A 22,137-nucleotide genomic window follows, 5' to 3' on the forward strand; every position below is an offset into this window, starting at 1 on the left:
AAATGGCAGGTACAAATATTAAAGTTTTATTAGTAGAAGATAACCCTGGTGATGTCTTTTTATTACAGGAGTTTTTAAAGGAAGTTACCACAGTTGTAGTTGATTTGATTCCTGTTGTGCGGCTTTCGGAAGCACTAAACTACCTAGCAAAGGAAATTTTTGATGTAATTTTGTTAGACCTCTCTTTGCCAGATGCCCAGGGACTAGAAACCTTTGTGAGCACTCACAATCACGCAAAAGCCACTCCGATAATTGTCCTCACGGGTATAGACGATGAAACCCTGGCAATTAGGGCAATGCAACAAGGAGCGCAGGATTATTTGCTTAAAGGGCAAGTAACTGGCGATTTGCTAGTGCGCTCAATGCGTTATGCGATCGAACGTCAACGGGCAGACAACGCACTGCGACAGAGTGAGGAACGATTTCGGGTTGCCCTGAAAAACTCTCCCATCTTTGTCTACAACCAAGATATGGAGTTACGGTACACCTGGGTTTACAATCCCTCCGATGGATTGACGGTTGAGGAAATGTTGGGCAAACAAGACTTGGATATCATCCCAGTTGAAGATGCTCAACATCTGATCAAAATTAAACGTGGGGTGTTAACCACTGGCATAGGAACGCGAGAGGAAGTATCAATTACAATCAAAGATTCAACTCGATATTACGACTTAACTGTGGAGCCATTGCGGAATGAGTCGCAAGAAGTTGTCGGGGTGACTTGCGCCAGTATCGATATTAGCGAACGGCAAGCTGCATTGCGCGAACGCAAATTAGCAGAAGAAAAAATCCGCGAACAAGCAGCATTACTAGATGTCACCACAGATGCCATTTGTGTGCGAGATTTAAATAATCAAATTCTCTTCTGGAACAAAGGCGCAGAAACAGTTTTCGGCTGGCAAGCTACAGAGGCTTGGGGTAAAAATGCTAATGAGCTTTTGTTTGACGAACCTTCACCAGAAATCGAAGCGGCTCTGTTGCAAGTTATTAGTAAAGGTAAGTGGCAAGGTGAGTTAACAAAACTTACTAAAATGGGCAAGGAAATCCTTGTCGCTAGTCGCTGGAGTCTGGTATGCGATGAACAAGGGAAACCCAAATCAATTCTCACAGTTGACACAGATATTACCGATAAAAAACTCCTAGAAGCCCAATTGTTTCGCGCTCAACGCCTGGAAAGTATTGGCACTCTAGCTAGTGGCATTGCTCACGACCTCAACAATATCCTGACACCGATTCTGGCAGGAGCGCAACTATTACCACTCAAATTTCCCAATATAGACGAACGCACCCGCCATCTACTGGAGATTTTGGAAATCAATGCTAAACGCGGCGCTGATTTAGTCAAACAAGTGCTGTCCTTTGCGCGGGGTGTAGAAGGGAAGCGCATCACTTTGCAACTCAGGCATTTGATTGTAGAACTTGCCAAAATTCTCAAAGAGACATTTCCCAAATCCATAAGAGTCAGCACTGATGTACCGCAAGATTTGTGGATGGTTTCTGGAGATAGCACTCAACTGCATCAAGTGCTGATGAACCTCTGCGTTAACGCCCGCGATGCTATGCCTAATAGCGGTATTTTGAGTATCTCTGCCGAGAATCTGTTGATTGACGAAAATTATGCCTGCCTGAACCTGGAAGCCAAGGAGGGTCCATACACAGTGATTACTGTCTTTGATACTGGAGTTGGGATTCCTAAAGAAATCTTAGATAGAATTTTCGAGCCATTCTTTACCACAAAAGATGTCGGACAAGGCACAGGGTTAGGACTTTCCACCGTACTTGGGATCATTAAAAGTCACGGAGGTTTTGTGAACGTATATAGCGAACCGGGAAATGGCACTAGCTTTAAGGTTTACTTGCCAGCAGTAGAGGGAATGGAAACATTCAGCCTTGAAGATTTGCCACCACAGACAGGACATGGAGAATTGATTTTGGTTGTGGATGATGAAGTTGCCATTCAAGAGATTACCAGAACATCATTAGAAGCTCATAACTACAAAACCTTAATTGCCAGTGATGGCATAGAAGCGATCGCGCTATACGCTCAAAATAGGGACAAAATTAGTGCCGTACTGATGGATATTATGCTGCCCTCGCTGGATGGTTTAACTGCCATCCGTACCCTGCTAAAAATCAACCCCCAAGTCAGAATTATTGCCAGTAGTGGACTTACGTCTGACAATAAGCTCAGTGCAGTAGCTGCTATTGGTGTCAATACGTTTTTGTCGAAACCTTATACTGTCAATGAATTATTGCTTTCTTTACATAAAGTACTATCGTGAGTTAAGTAATTACGTAAGTAAGCTGATAGCACTGAGTACAAAAGGCTGCTTTATTAATGTGGTTGCGAATTACCTGGAATTGATATGATTGAGCATCGGCAAACACACTTCTCTAACCGATACTCACAGCTTGGCTAAATCAATATGCCTCGGTTTCTTAAGTTAATCATCAATATAGTAATCTTGGGTACATTGTTACTCGCCTCTGTGCAAGTTTGGGCGCAAGATTGGCGTCCGGTTCGCGGTGGTATCCCTTTTGGTATTGGTGGTATAGCTTTGATACAGCAGCAAAGCAATACTCTCGATTTTCTGATTGTCCATGACAACAAACAAAAAAACCAAGGTCGTTTAGCAATCATCAGCATTAAGGGTAAGAACCAACCCGAATATTTCCCATTGAACTGGCCAAGTAACATAGAATTGCCTATCGACTTAGAAGCTTTAACATCTGTTCCTGAGAAAACAAAATCCTCTTTTATCGCTTTAAGCAGTTCTGGAAAAGCTTATTACATCAGGTTAGAGCCTAGCAATAAGACTATCTCGGTTCTCAAGGAATTCAATCTACCAGGAATTATTCCAGGAAATAATTTTGAAGCATTGGGATTACAAAATATAGATGGCAAATTAGTTGCTATTTGGGGACATCGCGGTGAAGGAAAACAACCAGCAACTATTTTTTGGGGAGTTTTTGACTTAGCTAAATATCAAATTACTCTTACAGGTTCTACCAATCTGAAAGTACCGTTTCCATCTGGCAACGTGCGTCATATTTCAGATATTAAGGTAGATCCCGTAGGAATTGTATACATCACCTCAGCAAGTGATGCTGGAGATGATGGCCCATTCCAGTCGGCTGTGTATATCGCTGGTTACCTGGGATTACACGGTGACAAAATTGTATGGCGGCAAAATCCTCAACTTGTTCCTTTGTACCGCTCTAATTACCACAAAATTGAAGGTATAGAACTTGTTCCTGGTGCAGAAGGCGGTGTAGTGGTTGGTACAGATGACGAGAATTTTGGTTCCTATGTATACATTGTGGGTGGAAGTAGCTAAAAAGTATGTCTTTTGATGGCACAACAAGTCAATCGGTTAGCAGAAGTAGTATGCATATCTCGAAGATTTTGTCAATATTTTGATGGCGATCGCAACTTGGTGTAGGTTGACCATTATCTTATTGATAACGGCCACGGATTAATTACCCCTACACATTAAATCGGAACAACATTACATCGCCTTCGTGGACAACATACTCTTTCCCTTCACTACGAACCAACCCTTTCTCTTTGGCAGCATTCATTGAACCAGTTGTTACCAAATCTTTATAAGCGACTGTTTCGGCGCGAATAAATCCCCGCTCAAAATCACTGTGGATTACACCAGCAGCTTGAGGTGCAGACATTCCGGCATTAATTGTCCAAGCGCGGGTTTCTTTGGGGCCAGAAGTAAAATATGTCCGCAAACCTAAAAGTGTGTAAGTTGCCCGAATCAACGATTTTAAACCGCCTTCTTCCACACCTAAAGACGCAAGAAAATCAGCTTTATCTTCCTCTGGTAATTCCACTAATTCAGCTTCAACTTGAGCCGAAACTATCACAACTTGGGCATTTTCTGTCGCTGCAATTTGCCGCACTGTTTCCACAAAATCATTACCAGTTGCCAACTCATCCTCAGATACATTCGCGGCGTAGATAATCGGTTTATAAGTGAGCAGTTCTAGTCCTTTAATAATTACTGTTTCTTCTTCATTCAAGCTCACCTGACGCACCGATTTACCTTCATTTAAAGCCGCAGCTAATTTTTCCAACACTGTGATTTCAAACTGTGCATCTTTGCTAGTACGAGCTTGTTTGCGAGTCCGGTCAATTCGCCGCTCAATTTGTGATAAATCTGATAAACCCAATTCTATATTAATGATTTCGATATCTCGCGCTGGGTCAACAGAACCAGCAACGTGGATAATATCATCATTCTCAAAACAACGTACCACATGGACGATCGCATCAACTTCCCGGATGTGGGACAGGAATTGATTCCCTAGTCCCTCACCCTGACTTGCACCTTTAACTAAACCGGCAATATCTACAAATTCCACCCGCGCCGGAATAATTTGTACCGAACTGGCAATCTTAGCAAGAACATTTAACCGTTCATCCGGGACTGCGACAACGCCGACATTCGGTTCAATCGTGCAAAAAGGGAAGTTAGCTGCTTCTGCCTTGGCATTAGCAACTACAGCATTAAATAAAGTAGATTTTCCGACGTTGGGAAGTCCGACAATTCCGGCTCTTAGCATTTTGGATTTTAGATTTTGAATTTTGGATTACATTACCAAGGTAATCTAAACAGGTTCCGGTATGGTTTGAGGAATCGGAGCAGGTACTGGTTCTGGTACAGGTCCCGGTAAAGGTTGGGGAATCGCTGGCCCCGGTACAGGTTCGGGACTCGGTAGCGGACTCGGTTCAGGATTGGGACTAGGTAGCGGACTCGGGCCAGGAGTAGGAATTTGTGGTTCTGGTATAGAAATAGCAGTGGGATTAATCATCGTAAGTCTAAATTAAATTATTCAACCTTCCCACGCTAGATGACAACCTCATCTGTTGACATCTTCCCAAATAGCTATACCCACGAACACTTCCTTTAATAAATTACCGTTGTCATTACAGTTCTCAGCGTTCCTCTGCGCTTCCCTCCGCGCCCCTTTGCGTTTAAAATCCAACCTCAATTCCCCACCATTTGCACAAAACTACTCCCCCTCCACCCTTTCTACCACCTCTGGCACTGGATCATAACCACCTGGATGAAACGGATGACAGCGCAAAATCCGCCGAGTTGCCATCCACCCACCACGCAACACACCAAATCGTTCAATGGCTTCAATAGCATACATCGAACAAGTTGGTTGAAAGCGACAAGTTGGGAGAAACAACGGCGAGATAAACATTCGGTAGCCCCGAATCAGCCAAATAAATAATAATTTCATTGCAGCTACCCAAATCTTATAAATTAGTAATAAGGATAAAAATTTTCATTTTGTCGCATCTTTGTTAATTACATTTTCTGACTTCACCTCAATTCCGGTTTTCTGGCTGCAAATTGCGTCGGCTACAATTTGGGTACTACTCATCCTTCTGATTGCATGGGTGGTAAACCGCTTCGCCGACAAGCCAGAAATCGTGCGGAAGATAGTTCATATTGGCACTGGGAATGTGATTTTAATCGCTTGGTGGCTCGATATTCCCGCCAGTGTAGGGATTACAGCTTCCATTTTAGCCAGTGCAATCACCTTATTATCCTACCGATTTCCGATTCTTCCTGGTATTAATAGCGTCGGACGCCAAAGTTTAGGGACATTTTTTTACTCCGTCAGTTTCGGTATTTTAGTTGCCTGGTTCTGGTACTTGCAACAACCCCAGTACGCAGCACTCGGAATTTTGGTAATGACTTGGGGAGATGGATTAGCAGCCTTAATTGGGCAACGCTTTGGTAAACATAAGTACAAAGTTTTTGGGACAGAAAAAAGTTGGGAAGGCTCCCTAACGATGATGCTCGTTAGCTATGTTGTCAGTAGTTTGATTTTAGTTGGAACTCAAGGAAACAGTTGGCAAACTTGGGCAGTATCACTGTTAGTTGCATTTATCGCTACTGCTTTAGAAGCTGTTTCATTTTTAGGTATTGACAATTTGACAGTTCCCTTGGGCAGTGCAGCACTTGCCTTCTTTTTAACTCAGTTAGTTTTGTTGAATTAGTAATTGCCTTAAGTACTATAGCGGTTGTATTGACAGTAATGGGAGGCATAGTAATTATTTGGTTATTAGTTAACTTGGTACAGTCGCAGCTAATAATATCGTCCGCTCGTGAAGGCAGTTCTTTAGCAAGGCTTACTTTATTCGGTTTACAGGCTCCAAAAATTGAACTAAATTTCAGACTTGTGTTCATTGCTAGCGCAGTTGAGATTGCCTTATTCTGGCTACTAGTACTTCTTGATGTTGTCTCTCGACATCGTGGTTTAATAGCTACTTTAGTCCTCTTTATTTTCGTTGGAATTGTCGTCTTTATTGTTGACAGTCAGTATTCAAGTGTTTTTTAGCTGATTGACAAAATTCACACTATTCTAACCTCTCACAGATGATTACCGCGATCGCTCCAAAATCCAATCGAGTAAAATCGGATTGACTAACTCAGGTGCTTCATCCTGTGGACAATGCCCCACTCCCTCTAAAGGAATAAACTTTTCTACTTGGGGAAAGTTAGCTAATTCTCTCCCTAATTTAATTGGTTCCCACGGATCAGCCGTTCCCCACAAGATAATCGCCGGACAGGATAACAGTGGCAAAAGGTCTTCAGGTAATGGCCCTGTAGAATAAGAAGTAAAGGCAAGAAACACAGCACCAGCCCCCGGATCCCTTGCTGGTGAAGTGAGAATATCTACCAATTCATCTGTTACCATCTCAGCATTCGCATAAGCTTGCAGCAGAATTTTCCGCACTGTTTTCGGTTTGGCGAGTTGATTGAAAAAGAAATCACCAACTGGTTTAATAGATAGTAAGCGTTGCAGCAAAGGCGCTCCGTAACGACGAGATAAAGGTAAAGTTACCCGTTTGCGATCGTGTAACAGTCGTAAAGAACAGTTGAGCAAAGCAACTCCTAAGGCAATATCTGGGTTGCTTACTGCTGCTTGCATGGCTACAATACAGCCAATAGAATTTCCGACTAAAAAAGCTGGTTCACCCACAACTTCGCGGCAAAAATCTGCCACTTGTTGTCCCCAGGTTTCTAATGTGTAGGCAATTTTTTCACCAGGTTGAGGTTTTGCGGAACCGCCAAAACCAATCAAATCAATAGCATAAACACGGCAATTTTGTGCTAATACGGGAATATTTTTTCGCCAGTGCCACCAAGAAGCACCAAATCCATGCACGAGGACAACAGCTGGGCCAGTGGTTCCTTGGGTTTGATAGCAGATAGGGAAATCTTGCCAAATCCAGGTTTTTGTAGAGGTAAGTGCTGTTTTTGAACTTGAGATTGTCATGGGAAATTTGATGAATACAAGGGTAAAAGCCTTTCAGCAGCAGAGTGTAAGTAAAATTGTTTGGAATTTGAATAAAATTTATCAGATTTTAAAAATAAATCTTTTGCTCTAATGATAGCTTAGACGTATACTACGAAAGCTTCTAGTACGCTACGGCGTAAATATAGCAACCATTTAAAATCCCTAAAAAGTCCATTCCATAATACTTTTGACTTCCGCCTTGCGGTACTAGGCTGATAACATCAGCATCAAGCTGATAGTTTTATCCAGCGTAGAGAGTTTTTATCTTGTTGATAGAGGTAATTTACTCACAACTTACATTACGTCAGGATTATGAATTATAACTTTTATAATGCGAGTACTATTTTCGCTATTTTTAATGTGGGCTAATTAGCATCAGTGCTAGATTCAGTAGTTTCACAATTTACGACAGCCAATACAAGTCTATAAGATTGTCGAATATGAAGCATCGGCTAAGGGGTGGTTTGCAACTGGAAACTGACGCTTAATGTAACAATATTTTTCTTGTTCCTAGTTCTGCGATCCAGAAAACATGAATATATTAGAAACAATTGATACTCCTGTTGGGAGCTACGCACCAGATTTTGAACTGCCAGGTATTGATGGTCAAGTACACCATCTCAGGCGTTATCTTGAGAAGTTCCGAGCAGTGGGCGTCATTTCCATGTGTAACCACTGTCCTTATGTAGAGTTGTATCTAGACAGGTTGAAAAATATTCAAGCCGAATTTGCCCCAGAAGGCTTCACACTAATTGGCATGAATGGTAGTGATGGTAATCACCATACTAGGTCAAGCTTTGAAAATATGAAAGCTTTTGCCCAGCATCACTACTTGAACTTTCCCTACCTCTGGGACTCGACGCAAGATGTGACCCGCAGTTTTGGTGCTACAAAAACACCAATGGCCTTTTTAATAGATACTAATGGTATAGTACGCTACAAAGGACAAATTGACGATCATCCTCAAGATACATCAGCAGTGGGAGAAGATTATTTAAAAACTGCGATCGCTTCTCTGTTTCTTGCTGAAGAAATAGACATAGCACAAACAGAAGCAATAGGTACTACATTAATTTGGCGTAACTAGACATAGATAGTCCCTGTAACTGTTATCTTAAATTGGAGGCAATTGCAACTTTTTTGATAAAGCGTAACTTCATGGGAACGAATTACCGACGGGTTTTACTCAAACTGAGTGGTGAAGCCTTAATGGGCAACATGGGCTATGGCATTGATCCAGAAGTGGTCAAAGGAATAGCACAAGAGGTAGCAGAGGTGATAGCCACTGGCACTCAAATGGCCATCGTTGTTGGCGGCGGCAATATTTTTCGTGGCGTCAAAGCGGCGTCGGCGGGGATGGACAGGGCAACTGCTGACTACATAGGGATGATTGCCACGGTAATGAACGCCATGACGCTGCAAGATTCGCTGGAACGTATAGGGGTACAGACGCGGGTGCAAACTGCGATCGCTATGCAAGAATTAGCGGAACCATATATTCGTCGTCGTGCCATCCGCCATCTTGAAAAAGGACGGGTGGTAATTTTTGGTGCTGGTTCTGGAAACCCCTTCTTTACTACAGACACCACTGCGGCATTAAGAGCCGCAGAAATTGATGCCGAAGTGATTTTTAAAGCCACCAAAGTAGACGGAGTGTATGACGCTGATCCTCATATTTATCCTGAGGCAAAGCGTTACAATAGCCTCACTTACGCGCACGTTTTAGTCAAAGATTTGCGGGTGATGGATAGTACTGCGATCGCCTTGTGTAAAGAAAATAATATCCCAATTCTGGTATTTGACCTAACGGTGCGAGGAAACATCCACCGAGCAGTCTTGGGAGAATCCATCGGCACCCTTGTGGGAGGTTCTTGTGAAATTAGCTGAAGCTGAGAGTACGATGCAAAAAACCGTTGAGTCAACTCAACGAGCTTTTAACACGATTCGCACTGGTCGCGCCAATGCGAGTCTATTAGATAAGGTATCGGTGGACTATTACGGTTCGCCTACGCCCTTGAAATCACTGGCAAACATTAGCACCCCAGATGCCACGACGATCTTAATTCAACCCTACGATCGCAGCAGTTTAAATATAGTCGAAAAAGCGATTTCTTTGTCTGATGTCGGTTTAACCCCCAGCAATGATGGTTCCGTGATTCGGCTGAATATTCCGCCCTTAACAAGCGATCGCCGTAAAGAATTCGTCAAAATGGCATCTAAGTATGCTGAAGAAGGTCGTGTTGCTATTCGCAACATCCGTCGCGATGCTATAGACGCCATTCGCAAACAGGAAAAAAATACTGAAATTCCTGAAGATGAAGCGCGGGATCAGCAAGATAAATTGCAAAAATTGACAAACAAGTACACTGCCAGAATAGACGAATTGCTGGCAGATAAAGAAAAAGACATTACGACTGTTTAAAGTCTAAAGTCTGAAGCATAAAGGCTGAAGGATGACGGATAAATTCTTCAGCCTTTATCATTTCTTAGATATCTAACAAAAATTGATCAAGTACCTCAATAGAAAATCACTAATTCAGGAGCCAAAATTCAGCCATATGTATGACTGCATCATCGTCGGTGCTGGGCCAGCTGGTGGAACAGCTGCATATCATTTAGCCAAGCAAGGTCGCTCAGTATTAGTGTTAGAAAAAGAATCCCTGCCAAGATATAAACCTTGTGGCGGTGGTGTATCGCCAGCGATCGCTCAATGGTTTGACTTTGATTTTAGCCCAGCGATTTCTGTGAAAGCTGACTCCCTTCGCTTTACCTGGAAATTGGGCGACCCCGTGGAAGCGAAAATCGCCACAAAAGAACCAGTCTGGATGGTGCGACGAGATATTTTTGACCATTTCCTAGTGCAGCAAGCACAGAAGCATGGGGCTGAACTCCGAGATAATACTGAAGTGACGGGTATTGAGTTTAAAAGTGACCATTGGCAAGTTAACACAGCCAATGGGCCAGTTATAGGTCGCTACTTAATCGCGGCTGATGGTGTCAAAGGGCCAATGGCAAAATGGCTAGGCTTCAAAGAACGTAAACGTCGTTTAGCAGGAGCTTTGGAAGCAGAAGTTGCCGCAACTGTAAAGGATAAATCCACAATTCACTTCGAGTTTGGCTTGGTAAAAAACGGCTACATTTGGAACTTCCCAAAAGCTGATGGTTATTCTATTGGTGTCGGTACGTTTATCGGTGGCGAATCTCAGGATTTTAAGAAGATTTTAGATGAGTACGCGCGATCGTTTAATCTAGATATCAAAACTAGCAAGCAGTATGGTTATCCCCTTTGCTTGTGGGATGGCAACCAAAAGTTGCATACTCAAAATGCAGTTTTGGCTGGGGAAGCTGCTTGTGTAGTTGATCCAATGACAGCAGAAGGTATTCGCCCTTCAATTTTTAGCGGTTTGATTGCAGCAGGAGCCATTAATGAGGCTCTTTCTGGTGATACCAATGCTTTAGAAAAATATAGTGAAACCATTAATGAAGAATGGGGTACTGAGATGGCTTGGGCGCAAAAATTAGCTGGAGCATTCTATCGCTTTCCTGGCATTGGCTACAAAGTTGGTGTTAAGCGCCCCTCCGGTGCCAAAATTATGGGTAAGATTCTATGTGGAGAACTGCGCTATGGCGATGTTGCTGGTCGTGCGCTCAAGCGTTTAATTCCTGGTTTTGGTGGTTAGGGATTGGGTAGTGAATCTCTAGTGGGCATCCTACCCGCCCTATTTTTACTTGCTCGTAAATTAAAGGGTTTAAGACCCTCACGTCTATACGTAGTGCGGAGTCGGAGCCACCGAAACTCCGATCAGTTCCCCTGCGGGATCTTGCTAGAGTCGGGGTTTAAATAAGAGCAAAGCCGGAGACGCTCCGCCTCCGGTCTGAAAATGTCTTTAATGCGTGAATTTTGTTAGCGCCACAAAGAGCGAGTCCGCGTCCCTTGCGCGTCTCGTAGATAGCGTCATTTTGAATTTTGAATTGTTAATTATGCCTATCTACTTACCATTTCTCTAAACTAGAGTTTTAGACAAGGAACTCTCAAAGGTCTGCAATATAATTCCCAGAATCTTATCGACTGCATTAACATAATATTCAATTGAGTCAATGCAAACAGTATTCTGTTCTAAAGTTAAGAATTTCCAAGCAGTTCCACTTGTTACTGCTCCATAGATGACTGGAATTTCATTACCTGCTCTTTGATTGAATATTTGAGCAGCAATCATTGTGGCTACACATTGCCCCAATCCAGCAATGATATTCTCATTTTTGGCCTCTATAACAGTGACTACTGGAGCACTGATAAAATACTGCTCACTAGATGCACTGAGGATAAAGTCACAAAAACCTGAGAGTCCTTGAGTAGGATCAACATTGAATTCTGTACCTGAAAATAAGCTGATCCGATAATTTAACTGTCGCCTTACCTCAGACAGAATAGGAGCGATTAAAAACTCAGAACGGGCTTTTTCGCTATTGATTGCAGTCGCTAAAGTTAAGTTTTCATCCAGCAACCGTTTTAGCAAGTCAGATGGCTGGACACCCCCTACAGTTAGAAATAGATTACGTGTCTCTTCTAGAGTTAAGCCAAACGCATTTCTTACTTTAGCGAGACTAAAATCACTGTATGCCATAGACTTCTGCTTCAGTTCTATCTTAATTGTGCATAGCTTCCCCATCTTTGCAAGAATTATTTAAAAGGCAAGCTTTCGTTAGCAGGCTTGCTCCTCAAATATTGCACCTTGGCACGAAATTAAAAATACCTAGAGAAAAACCAGATAATCATTCCAGTTCCCAGTACACAAATAATTCCCGTCAAACCAGCTAGGGGTTTTTTGTTCTTACCTGTGAACCAGTCAGGGACTTTACCTGTGTAAGTAATTAGTTCTGCTGTATCTAGGGTTGCGATCGCCCATACCCATCCCGCGTGCAGTCCCCAAGCTAAACCCAAATTGCCGTTTGCAGCAAAACGTGCCAACACCAGCACCATTCCCATCAGCCACAATCCAGGGAGTTGGGGTGCGGTTTCGCGTTGCTCCCAAACCAGGTGTAGCAAGGCAAAAATCAAGCTAGAAATTGCTGCTGCTGCCCAAATTGGGTAATCCTGCGCTAATTCAGTAAACAGGAAACCGCGAAAAACTAACTCTTCTATTCCACCCACTAATAACGCTATCAAAAAAATCTGTAGCAAGATGGGTAGTAGTAACTTGAAATTCATCTTTTCAAAAGAACACCAACCTAACGCCAATTGCCCACTAAATACAATAGCTAGGCTCGCCACTCCTAAACCGAAACCTAGTGCTAAAGAACCAAAAGTTGAAAGATTCCCAACAAAGCCGTAATCTAAAAAAGATTTATTGGTTAGCCAACTAACTCCCCACAGAATCAGGGGAGCTAATAGGTAAAGTGACGCCAATAACGGCATCTTTTGTTCTGGCTGCAAAGGTTTGAGAGGTTGCCAATTGAGCAATATTGCTGATATTGTTGCGATCGGCAACCAGCAAACTATCCAGAAAATAAAAAATGCTATCACTACAACTAGTGCTGGTGCATTTTCCATAAACGCCAGTAAGGCGTTAACCGAAGGCTCAAAGAAAGTTATCAAAATAAACAAAAAAAACACGATAGACTTCTTGCACTATAGATTTCTTGCTGATTAATCAAGACTTTACTAAATTTGGTGACTTCTGCAAGAGGTCTAATCGTATTTTTTACCTGGGGCAAAATTTTTTGAATAGAGCTACTAGTGTGCTGTCCGGGTAAGGACAAGTTATCATCACCTGAAACTTATCCCTACCATCAGCAAATTTACTCTTCGTCTTCCAAATCTTCGTCCGATTCGTCAGAATCTACATCTTGTGAGGTTAGTTTTTTATCAGTTTCACCGAGTTGAATCAAGTGAATATGCTTGTATCCCAGCCTAATTTCAAACTCATCTCCAGGCTTTAAGCCCATTGCTTTGGTATATGTAGCACCAATCACAATCTGACCATTTTGATGGACGCTAACTCGATAGGTCGGTTCACGGCCACGCCCATCTTTAGGTGCTTCTGGACTTAGAGGAATTCCTCTAGCCGATAGCAAAGCGTCATAAAAATCGGTGAGATTGACACGAACCTGGTTATTCTTAGTAACAGTGTAATAGCCGCACTGTTTAGCTCTTTCTCGGCGTGGTAAAGTGGAAAGTTCTTTTACTTTAGCAAGTAGTGCTTTTCCAGTTAATGGTGCGGTTGCAGTTTCAGTCATTATGCTCAAATTTTCCTTACTCTCTCCAAACTGATAAACGATGTAGTCTCATGCCAGCATTTGGCTTTTTAGCATTTGCATAGAGCTACTGAAGACCCTAGTGTAACGGGTGAATTACTGCCGATAGGAGCCAAAAGCACTTCTATTATGGTTGTCTACAACCAACTAGAGGCCATAGTTGCCACAGACATTAATTTTGGTGATATTACGGCACTTTTAACCATTATTCGCCATCAGAAAAAAAACTATTTTCTTCTTTGGCGCTACTGTAGCGGTGTAACTTTCAGCCACCTTTACAAATTGTGTTGGTTCTACTGCAAATAAGTCGTAGACCCAATAAATTGCAGGTTTTTCACTTTCAGTGCTTGCCTTTCTTGCCAATGAGCAAGTAGAGTTTTCTCTACTCGTCCTCTTAAGCTTTGGACAGCATAGTATTTCAATAGAGTCCTACGGGCTTATGCCCTTTTGTCCTGCCAGTAGAGACGCGAATTCTCTTGTCTCTACATTACGAATCAACAAAGCAGTAGTAGCCGCGCTGATACGGCTCTTGATTCTGGTTTTGTCACTTCGTAATTTTATATCAAATACTAGCATGGACTAATAATAGCAAAATAGTTGTTTAATTTTGAATTAAAGTTGCTAGTAAATTTTTATTTAAATTTCTGAACTTCAAGAAGAAAAAAGCAGTGACGATTTTCCCAACCCTTTATTGCAAGTGTGAGCATTGGCCTATGGCTTTTATAAAAATTTATATAATTGAGACGAGCAGTTTTGACCAATGAGTTCAATCTAAGATTTTCTTGATTGAGAGGAAGGCAAAAAACGAAAAGTCTCGTCTATCCGGGTTTCTCGCTGCAAAAACTTTTATTTAAAAGTGGTGAGGATTTTTCCTCGGTTTATTATCTTAAGGTCAAAAGTGGTCAGAGGATTTTGTACGTCTGTCTATGGGAAGAATTAATTTCTTAACATCTGCCTAGCGCTTGATTGCTACTACTATATATTGAACATGTGGTTTCACACTTCTATATAATCAAAAAGTTCCGCCTTCGTTACCGCTTGACCGAATTTTCCAGCTAAGACTGCTTGACTCAAGTTGACATCAAGATGTGTTGCTAACCTAACATACATTTAATATGCATATTATCACCAGGTCAGAGATAAACGTAAGTCCCTCTCTCAGCAAACATTCTTTCCTTTACATTCCTAAACAGGTAAATTCAATGCAAAGCTACAATTACATTTTTGGCGTTTTATCTCAGAATTTGACACAAATATTGCTTACATCGGTGCTACAAGTTAAATTTTAATGGTTATCCTTAAACTAGAATCACTCGCATTTTTCTCGTCGGCCAATTAACACCAGGGTTTTAATTAAGGGCAAAAAGAGGATAGCTCACTTTTTGCAACTACCTGCGTTGACTGATGATTGTTGAGGCTGGGAAAGCAATTTTAAAGTTTTGGTTAGTGATTATGGAAGTTATTTTTAAGATCATTCGACAGCAACAAAATTCCTCCCCTGTTGTGCAAACCTACCTTGTAGAGGCAGAACCAGGTAATACAATCCTAGATTGCCTGAATCATATTAAGTGGGAGCAAGATGGAACGTTGGCGTTTCGCAAAAATTGCCGCAATACCATTTGTGGTAGCTGTGCTATGCGAATTAATGGGCGTTCGGCTTTAGCTTGTAAGGAAAATGTTGGCAGTGAACTTGCTAGATTACAACAAATACCATCATCCCAAAGTAAAGTAAATGCCATTAGCGAAATCACGATCGCTCCTCTGGGCAATATGCCTGTGATTAAAGATTTGGTTGTAGATATGAGCAGTTTCTGGGATAATTTAGAGGCAGTTGCTCCTTATGTGAGTACAGCAGCACGACAAGTACCAGAAAGAGAGTTTTTGCAAACACCACAAGAGCGATCGCGCCTCGATCAAACTGGCAACTGTATTATGTGTGGTGCTTGTTATTCGGAATGCAACGCCCGTGAAGTTGATCCAAACTTTGTTGGCCCCCATGCCCTTGCCAAAGCTTACCGGATGGTAGCAGACTCCCGCGATAGCGACACCCAAAATCGTTTAGCAAGCTACAACGAAGGTACTAAAGGCGTATGGGGTTGCACCCGTTGTTTGTACTGCGATTCAGTTTGTCCAATGGAAGTTGCACCATTAGAGCAAATTACCAAAATTAAACAAGAAATTCTCAGCCAGAAACAAGCTAGTGATAGTCGCTCACTTCGTCACCGAAAAGTATTGGTGGATTTAGTTAAAGAAGGTGGTTGGATTGATGAACGTCAATTTGGTTTACAAGTTGTCGGTAACTATTTTCGGGATTTAAAAGGATTACTCAGTCTTGCACCCCTCGGTTTGCGAATGATCATCCGGGGTAAGTTTCCCCTATCATTTGAACCTTCAGAAGGGACGCAACAAGTGCGATCGCTCATTGAATCTGTGCAACAAGTAGAAAACAAAAGTTAGGAATCAGGAGTTATGAGTTAGGAATTTTAACTCATAATTCTAGTTCAACGTGGTTCTTGAGGGATATTCAACGGTTGTCCATAACGGTCATATACTAAAACATCCCACTGCCCGTTGTTACTAGATTCAAAAGCAATCCTACTACCATCAGCGCTAATTGTAGGGTTGCGGACTTCCGCTTGCAGATTATTAGTCAAATTCCGTGATTGGCGTGTTTCCCGGTCGTAGAGAAAAATAGCCGATCGCCCCTGACGACTAGCACCAAACACAATATAACGACCATCTTGCGAAACGCTAGGATGAGTTGCGATCGCATCAAAGGAGTTTAAACCTGGCAAATCAACCAAATCACGAGTCACCGTATCAAACATGTAAACATCTTGGCTACCGCGTCGGTCAGTAATAAAAACAATGTATCTCCCAGAGATTTGAGGATTTAATTCTGATGCTAAACTATTGAGACTCCGACCCCCCGGATCAAAGGGATAACTCAAAATGCGAGGGTAGCCAAAACACCCAGTCAATAAACTTAAGCAGAAAAATACAGGTATAAAAAAAATACGTTTCATATAATTAGTCATTAGTCATTAGTCAATAGTCTCACAACTCCTAAGGTACAGACGCGATTAATTGTATCTCTTGCTGAGTAAGAACCTTGGCGCGTCCATGCCGATTTATTTTCATTGCCAGACTGTAGACCCTGGAATCCACAGCCTATAATGTTTTGACACATGATTTGCATAACTGTTTGACCTTTAGGTGAAACTAGAGGTGGTAGTACAAAAATAAAAATTATCAGGAGGTTTGAATCAAACCACAGCATCCTACAATAGAACAGCTAGAAACCTTCTACCGCGTATGTGTACGAGCAAGCAATCTATTAAGAACAATTGAATTAACTCGCTACGATACACGCTCTCAAAGAATCGTAGTATTAATAGGCGAAACAATTCAAGTAGAAATTTTAAGTAACGGCGAGGAATTAATTCAATGAGTAACTATCAACAATTAAGCGAAGCCGAACTGAGAACTTATGTAAAGACACATCCAGATGATGAAGAGGCTTTTCAACATTATTTAACAATTATGAGGGCAAAACCTAACCGCGTTGTAGTTAGTACAGAGGAACAAGCCCTAATTGAATTTAAGAAAAGAATACAAGCAGAGTCAACACCTTAACCCGCCCTAACCCCATCACATCCATTCAATCGCCCTATTGCCCCATAACCCCAATTCTCACCCCGTAGCGCGTCTCTAGCTGTGGGGTTTTGTTTTGGTGATTGAGTGCGATCGCTCTACATCGTCTATTTAATTTTTATTCGTGTGCATAAATCAAAAAATACATCGTAATGAGGGTTAGTAACAGACTTTTGTCACAATCATCATTCGCTTCCCACCAGCCCTTAGATTCCCCATAGCAATCGCTACAGGGAATTGTGATTTAGTGGTACAAAAAGTTTTTCCCAATTCTTACCCCGTAGCGCGTCTCTAGCTGTGGGGTTTTGTTTTAGGTGGTTGAGTGCGATCGTTGTTTGTTTGGATGCGTCTCTCCAAACTCTTAACTCCTAACTCCTAACTCCTACGGAGGTGAACCTACGGTTGCACCGTTAGGAATATCTAACTCAATATTTGGCCCCCGGTCTAAGACTTCAATATCCCACTGACCACGGCTGGCGGTTTCAAAAACAACATAACGTCCATCGGGGCTGATATTTGGTTTTCTCACCCAGCCGCGATAGGTTGGTGTGACGATTTGCGACTGTTGCGTAGCGCGATCATAAAGTGCCACCACTGGTCTACCTTGGTCACTAGTAAGATAAGCAATATAACGCCCGGTGTAGCTCAAGCTAGGACTTTCAGCAATTGTTTCCTGTCGGTTTATCCCCGGTGTGCCAATAAACAGCTGCCTCTCCAAATCGTAGACTAGTAGCTGCTGATTACCATTCCGATTAGATACAAACGCTAAAAAGCGTCCATTGCCACTCAAAGCAGGCTGCTCCTCAGTGTAGCGACTATTGAGGGAAGTAGGCCCTATGGGAATATCGTTATAACCACAAGATACAAGCAAACTTGTTAAACTAAAAACCAGGCTCCAATGAATAGGTCTTTGGAGCCAAAATATAGGCGTAAATTTTTTCACCTCAACTGTTTTCCGTCGCCTCTAAAATTACCTCCACACCAACTGTTTTAAACATCGTCATCAAAATCGGTCGAATTATCTGGCCCCTCATTTGGCTTTTCAACCGGGTTGTATGGTACATAATCAGTTGGGATCGCCTCATCATCTTCGCGCCCCCTTCGAGGAGTCGAGTCAGTGGGTGGACGACGCCTTCTTGGTTTGGGAGCAACATCATCTTCACGACTTTCTGGACGCCCAGACCCGTTATTACTACGCCGAGAAGGTTTTCTGACTTCCCCTGCGGAACTTTCCCAATCATCAACTTGCCTAGATGAAGAACCCCAATTCTCTTCTTCAGAGCTTTCAGAAGGGCGATTCACAGTCCGCCCAGAAGTCCGCCGCCGCGTTTTATCAGCTGGAGCCTGTCTTTCACTACTGCTGGTGTTACGGCGTTCTGAACGACGGGGGGGTTGCTCCTCGTAGTAGTCATCACGAGTTGAAATCTCATCCCTGCTACCCCGAATCCGGGGACGTACAGGGCGCTCCTCTTCTTCATAAGGTAATGGATCTAAGTCTGCATCCATCTCAGCTTGATACTTTCTGCGATCGTTGTACGAATAGTTTCTGCTTACCTCTCGCTCGTCATCCACAATCGGAGTGTTGCGCTTTGCTTGCTGGGTAGCTATACTCCGCAGGCGGATACTTTCAACTGCAAAAAATACAGTTGTGCCAACTAAAAGCAATTGACCAAATTGTAGAATCGGGTCTAGCCGCCATCCTTGAAACACAAGAATGAATCCGCAGAGCAAGCCGACTGCTGCAAAAAAGATATCTTGATCTCGTGACAATTCTGGACGCACAGTGCGGAGAAAATACAGTGCTGCCCCAGCCACAGCCAGGAAAATTCCTAGAATACTGGCTGAGTTTGCCCCAAAATTTACCTGAGCCAGAAAGCTGGCTGAGTTCAGCCCAAAATTTATCATTGCTGTTTTCCCAATATCAAATCTATGTTAGCGAGTCACAATTAAAATCACTACTCTAATTAGTCACGATATATTGAAGCTTCAAAGCCTCTGGCAAAGAAGCTCTGAAGCCGTTCACCGAAAAATAAAAACACCTACTTCTATCAGCTACAACTGCTCCTAGCGGTAAACACTGCTGTTTTTGGTGCAATTAATTTAGATAGCTGACAGACAATCGATTCTGAGAGTCAATTCAACTCTCATAAGCATTATGAACGCTGAATTTTATCTTTTTGGCTAATGAAAACTAGACCAACTACAACGGGTATCACAACAATTGCAGTACCCCATAGCAGACTCCAAAGAAAATTTGCTAAAGAAGGCGTCATACTTCTCAACCTTTTTTTACACACTTCATTCTAATTTTAATAGTCTATTACTTTCTTGAGAAGCCTCTAACTCGGAACTGCTAAACTTGGTAACTGCTTTCACCAATTGTTGAGTTAACCAGGTGAGCGAGTTCGCTTTTCTATTTCTGAAGGAAGTGACAGCATTTGGTTAAAATGATCATGAGAGTGCTTTACAAAGCTTAAAATTTTGTGGCAATGTCTACAACGGGCTACGCCTACGCGAACCTGAAGGGCTTGCCGTTGCCTAAGTTTTTTCTTTCTTTACAGATAGATAGTAGCTTAAACCGATGACTGGTGTTGACCTGACTGCTTGGATTCTTGGCCCTGTGTTAGGGCTGATGACATTTTTATTTATATTTCGGATCATTCTCACTTGGTATCCGCAAGTGAATCTGAATCGTTTGCCCTTTAATTTAATAGCTTGGCCTACTGAACCATTTTTAGTGCCCTTGCGAAAGCTAGTCCAACCTATAGGCGGAGTGGACATTACACCTATTATTTGGGTTGGTATCTTCAGCCTGTTGCGAGAAATCCTGCTAGGTCAGCAAGGATTGCTGACTATGCTATCTCGTGTTAATTAGGGATGGGGCATGGGGAATTGGGTATTGGTCAATAATCAATAGTTCTGCTCCCTTTGCTCCCCAGTCCCCAGCCTCTTAACCGTTCATTTCTTGCACAAAATTTGTATAGACATTACCCTGCAAAAACTGTGGAGTTTCCATAATTTTTTGATGAAACCCAATGGTGGTGGGTAGTCCAGTGATGGCACATTCCCGGAGTGCGCGTTTCATGCGGTTAATAGCAGTGGGTCGGTCTGGTGCCCAAACAATTAACTTGCCAATCAAGGAATCGTAGTAAGGTGGGATTTGGTAATCTGTATAAACGTGGGAATCAATCCGAACACCAGGCCCTCCAGGCGGCAGATAGCCACTAATCCGTCCAGGAGAAGGGCGAAAGTCATGATCTGGGTCTTCAGCATTGATCCGGCATTCGATCGCATGACCCCGCAAAACTACTTGCTCTTGGGTAAGTTTGAGTCTTTCTCCTTGAGCAATCCGAATTTGTTCGGCAACCAAGTCTATTCCAGTAATCATCTCTGTTACAGGATGTTCTACTTGAATCCGGGTATTCATTTCCATAAAGTAGAATTTACCGAATCTATCCAAGAGAAACTCGATAGTACCTGCCCCACTGTAATTAATAAATTGGGCAGCTTTGACAGCAGCTTGTCCCATTTTCTCACGCAGGTCTTTATCAAGAGCCGGGCTTGGTGCTTCTTCTAGTAGCTTTTGGTTCCGGCGCTGAATAGAGCAATCCCGTTCGCCCAAGTGGATGACATTACCGTAGTTATCCGCCAAAATTTGAAATTCGATATGGCGGGGACGTTCAATAAATTTTTCTATGTAAACGCCAGAATTCCCAAAAGCTGCCCCTGCTTCCCCTTGGGCCGCCAGGAAAAGTTTGACAAATTCATCTTCAGAACGAACTAGGCGCATACCCCGTCCGCCGCCACCCGCTGTGGCTTTGATCATCACTGGATAGCCGATGTCCTTGGCGAATTTTAATCCTTGTTCTTCAGATTCTACTAACCCCTCAGTACCTGGTACTGTAGGGACTCCAGCTTTTTGCATGGTTTCTTTAGCAGTGGATTTATCCCCCATCAGCTTGATAGCTTCTGGAGTTGGGCCAATAAAAGCAATATGATGGTCAGCACAGATTTCCGCAAACCGGGCATTTTCTGCTAAAAAGCCATAACCTGGATGAATGGCTGTCGCATTGCGCGTCAGGGCGGCAGCAATAATATTGGGAATATTCAAATAACTTTTACTGCTAGCAGGTTCGCCAATGCAAACCGCTTCATCAGCAAGTTGGACGTGGAGAGCATTCCGGTCAACGGTGGAGTGAACTGCAACTGTCGCAATCCCCATTTCTTCACAGGCGCGGAGAATGCGAAGGGCAATTTCTCCCCGATTGGCAATTAATATTTTGTCAAACTTCATTTTTTAGTTTCGATATCATTACCAGTAGATTGACATTTTCTCGCTATCCAACTTGAAACGACGCTTTCGCATTATTTCAAATTATCACAAGAGATTCGCCACCCTGATTCTAAGCAAACTTTTATATTGCAAGCTTGCTGCCTCTATGGGTCTTAATTACTGTAAGTCTTGGCCTAGCTTGGCAAAATGGGCTTTTGCGTAGGCGTAGCTCGTCGTAGACATCGCACCGCATCTCTTACAGTAGCTCTACCCTTTTTAATATCACTTGTGCAGAGGCTAGATTTCTGTCAGTCTGATACCGCATTGAAGAAATTTATATTTTTGAGAAATATAACTTTAGATATCACCTTACTATAATTAGTTTCTTATGCTATAGTCTATGCTTAGACAATCCCTGCGGATGTGGCGGAATTGGTATACGCGCACGCTTGAGGTGCGTGTGGGCACTGCCCTTGCGAGTTCGAGTCTCGCCATCCGCATATTTTGTTTATTAGTCAAGGGTCAATAGTCAAGGGTCAAAAAACCTTAGACTCTTGACCCTTAAATCTGAGTAGAGCTAAGGTTTTTTATGCTTTTATAGAGATAGGTGAAGTTTTGTA

Annotated in this window: 23 protein-coding genes and 1 tRNA gene; 12 read left to right on the forward strand and 12 right to left on the reverse strand. The window is 42.6% G+C overall.

The features are described from left to right. Positions 1–2 precede the first annotated feature (2 nt). Both V7K35_RS18610 and V7K35_RS18615 read left to right on the forward strand, forming a co-directional pair. Positions 3–2,282 carry a hybrid sensor histidine kinase/response regulator gene (locus V7K35_RS18610; protein ID WP_335080675.1) on the forward strand — a complete coding sequence of 760 codons (2,280 nt, stop codon included), beginning with the start codon at positions 3–5 and terminating at the stop codon, positions 2,280–2,282. A gap of 144 nt (positions 2,283–2,426) precedes the next feature. After that, complete coding sequence (locus V7K35_RS18615) at positions 2,427–3,338, forward strand: hypothetical protein (protein WP_335080676.1); 912 nt, start codon at positions 2,427–2,429, stop codon at positions 3,336–3,338. A 148-nt stretch (positions 3,339–3,486) separates the two neighbouring features. On the opposite strand, the gene ychF is transcribed toward V7K35_RS18615, so the two are convergent. From ychF to yidD, 3 genes are all read right to left on the reverse strand, one after another. Beyond that, positions 3,487–4,578, reverse strand: a complete 1,092-nt coding sequence (gene ychF / locus V7K35_RS18620) for a redox-regulated ATPase YchF (RefSeq protein ID WP_335080677.1) — start codon at positions 4,576–4,578, stop codon at positions 3,487–3,489. A 45-nt stretch (positions 4,579–4,623) separates the two neighbouring features. Beyond that, a complete protein-coding gene (locus V7K35_RS18625; RefSeq protein WP_335080678.1) occupies positions 4,624–4,827 on the reverse strand; it encodes a hypothetical protein in 204 nt (67 codons plus the stop codon). A 201-nt stretch (positions 4,828–5,028) separates the two neighbouring features. Further along, on the reverse strand, positions 5,029–5,265 hold the full coding sequence (yidD, locus tag V7K35_RS18630) for a membrane protein insertion efficiency factor YidD (RefSeq protein ID WP_335080679.1): 237 nt from the start codon (positions 5,263–5,265) through the stop codon (positions 5,029–5,031). A gap of 61 nt (positions 5,266–5,326) precedes the next feature. Between yidD and V7K35_RS18635 the strand changes: the two genes are divergently transcribed. Then, positions 5,327–6,031, forward strand: coding sequence for a diacylglycerol/polyprenol kinase family protein (locus V7K35_RS18635; protein WP_335080680.1), 705 nt, complete (start codon positions 5,327–5,329; stop codon positions 6,029–6,031). 383 nt (positions 6,032–6,414) lie between these two features. Here V7K35_RS18635 and V7K35_RS18640 read toward each other — a convergent pair whose 3' ends face one another. Further along, a complete protein-coding gene (locus tag V7K35_RS18640) occupies positions 6,415–7,314 on the reverse strand; it encodes an alpha/beta fold hydrolase (RefSeq protein WP_335080681.1) in 900 nt (299 codons plus the stop codon). 553 nt (positions 7,315–7,867) lie between these two features. Here V7K35_RS18640 and V7K35_RS18645 point away from each other — a divergent pair. The 4 genes from V7K35_RS18645 to V7K35_RS18660 all read left to right on the forward strand — a co-directional run bounded on the left by V7K35_RS18645 (position 7,868) and on the right by V7K35_RS18660 (position 11,015). After that, positions 7,868–8,422 (forward strand): thioredoxin family protein, encoded by a 555-nt coding sequence (locus tag V7K35_RS18645; protein WP_335080682.1) that lies wholly within the window; start codon positions 7,868–7,870, stop codon positions 8,420–8,422. 71 nt (positions 8,423–8,493) lie between these two features. Then, entirely contained in the window at positions 8,494–9,222 is a 729-nt protein-coding gene (gene pyrH, locus V7K35_RS18650; RefSeq protein WP_335080683.1) for a UMP kinase, read from the forward strand. Beyond that, a complete protein-coding gene (gene frr / locus V7K35_RS18655) occupies positions 9,209–9,757 on the forward strand; it encodes a ribosome recycling factor (protein WP_335080684.1) in 549 nt (182 codons plus the stop codon). Before pyrH ends, frr begins: the two co-directional genes overlap by 14 nt. Positions 9,758–9,893: 136 nt before the next feature. Then, a complete protein-coding gene (locus V7K35_RS18660) occupies positions 9,894–11,015 on the forward strand; it encodes a geranylgeranyl reductase family protein (protein ID WP_335080685.1) in 1,122 nt (373 codons plus the stop codon). A 324-nt stretch (positions 11,016–11,339) separates the two neighbouring features. Here V7K35_RS18660 and V7K35_RS18665 read toward each other — a convergent pair whose 3' ends face one another. From V7K35_RS18665 to V7K35_RS18675, 3 genes are all read right to left on the reverse strand, one after another. Then, positions 11,340–11,960 carry a hypothetical protein gene (locus V7K35_RS18665; protein ID WP_335080686.1) on the reverse strand — a complete coding sequence of 207 codons (621 nt, stop codon included), beginning with the start codon at positions 11,958–11,960 and terminating at the stop codon, positions 11,340–11,342. Positions 11,961–12,079: 119 nt separating this feature from the next. Continuing rightward, complete coding sequence (locus V7K35_RS18670; protein ID WP_335080687.1) at positions 12,080–12,949, reverse strand: CPBP family intramembrane glutamic endopeptidase; 870 nt, start codon at positions 12,947–12,949, stop codon at positions 12,080–12,082. Between the two features lie 185 nt (positions 12,950–13,134). Then, on the reverse strand, positions 13,135–13,572 hold the full coding sequence (locus tag V7K35_RS18675) for an AbrB family transcriptional regulator (protein WP_273766880.1): 438 nt from the start codon (positions 13,570–13,572) through the stop codon (positions 13,135–13,137). Between the two features lie 1,470 nt (positions 13,573–15,042). Between V7K35_RS18675 and V7K35_RS18680 the strand changes: the two genes are divergently transcribed. Continuing rightward, entirely contained in the window at positions 15,043–16,047 is a 1,005-nt protein-coding gene (locus V7K35_RS18680) for a succinate dehydrogenase/fumarate reductase iron-sulfur subunit (RefSeq protein WP_335080699.1), read from the forward strand. Between the two features lie 44 nt (positions 16,048–16,091). Here the strand turns inward: V7K35_RS18680 and V7K35_RS18685 are convergent, their stop codons facing one another. Beyond that, a complete protein-coding gene (locus V7K35_RS18685) occupies positions 16,092–16,616 on the reverse strand; it encodes a TolB family protein (RefSeq protein ID WP_334820291.1) in 525 nt (174 codons plus the stop codon). A 260-nt stretch (positions 16,617–16,876) separates the two neighbouring features. On the opposite strand from V7K35_RS18685, the gene V7K35_RS18690 reads away from it, so the two are divergent. After that, complete coding sequence (locus V7K35_RS18690; protein ID WP_373528612.1) at positions 16,877–17,041, forward strand: DUF6888 family protein; 165 nt, start codon at positions 16,877–16,879, stop codon at positions 17,039–17,041. Next, positions 17,038–17,226 carry a DUF6887 family protein gene (locus V7K35_RS18695; RefSeq protein WP_335080688.1) on the forward strand — a complete coding sequence of 63 codons (189 nt, stop codon included), beginning with the start codon at positions 17,038–17,040 and terminating at the stop codon, positions 17,224–17,226. Before V7K35_RS18690 ends, V7K35_RS18695 begins: the two co-directional genes overlap by 4 nt. Before the next feature lie 400 nt (positions 17,227–17,626). Here the strand turns inward: V7K35_RS18695 and V7K35_RS18700 are convergent, their stop codons facing one another. The 3 genes from V7K35_RS18700 to psbX form a co-directional block, all read right to left on the reverse strand. Then, positions 17,627–18,187 carry a TolB family protein gene (locus tag V7K35_RS18700; protein ID WP_335080689.1) on the reverse strand — a complete coding sequence of 187 codons (561 nt, stop codon included), beginning with the start codon at positions 18,185–18,187 and terminating at the stop codon, positions 17,627–17,629. 47 nt (positions 18,188–18,234) lie between these two features. Then, positions 18,235–19,149 (reverse strand): Ycf66 family protein, encoded by a 915-nt coding sequence (locus V7K35_RS18705; protein WP_335080690.1) that lies wholly within the window; start codon positions 19,147–19,149, stop codon positions 18,235–18,237. 248 nt (positions 19,150–19,397) lie between these two features. Further along, complete coding sequence (psbX, locus tag V7K35_RS18710; protein ID WP_334960516.1) at positions 19,398–19,517, reverse strand: photosystem II reaction center X protein; 120 nt, start codon at positions 19,515–19,517, stop codon at positions 19,398–19,400. Between the two features lie 308 nt (positions 19,518–19,825). Here psbX and V7K35_RS18715 point away from each other — a divergent pair, with 308 nt between their 5' ends. Continuing rightward, positions 19,826–20,119 (forward strand): YggT family protein, encoded by a 294-nt coding sequence (locus tag V7K35_RS18715; RefSeq protein WP_196511632.1) that lies wholly within the window; start codon positions 19,826–19,828, stop codon positions 20,117–20,119. Positions 20,120–20,194: 75 nt separating this feature from the next. Here V7K35_RS18715 and accC read toward each other — a convergent pair whose 3' ends face one another. Further along, positions 20,195–21,538, reverse strand: coding sequence for an acetyl-CoA carboxylase biotin carboxylase subunit (gene accC / locus V7K35_RS18720; RefSeq protein ID WP_334794625.1), 1,344 nt, complete (start codon positions 21,536–21,538; stop codon positions 20,195–20,197). 396 nt (positions 21,539–21,934) lie between these two features. Here accC and V7K35_RS18725 point away from each other — a divergent pair. Continuing rightward, positions 21,935–22,017: transfer RNA gene (locus tag V7K35_RS18725), tRNA-Leu, on the forward strand. The last annotated feature ends 120 nt before the right edge of the window (positions 22,018–22,137 follow it).

Origin of the sequence: Nostoc sp. (assembly GCF_036917275.1) — a bacterium.
Lineage (GTDB): Bacteria > Cyanobacteriota > Cyanobacteriia > Cyanobacteriales > Nostocaceae > Nostoc.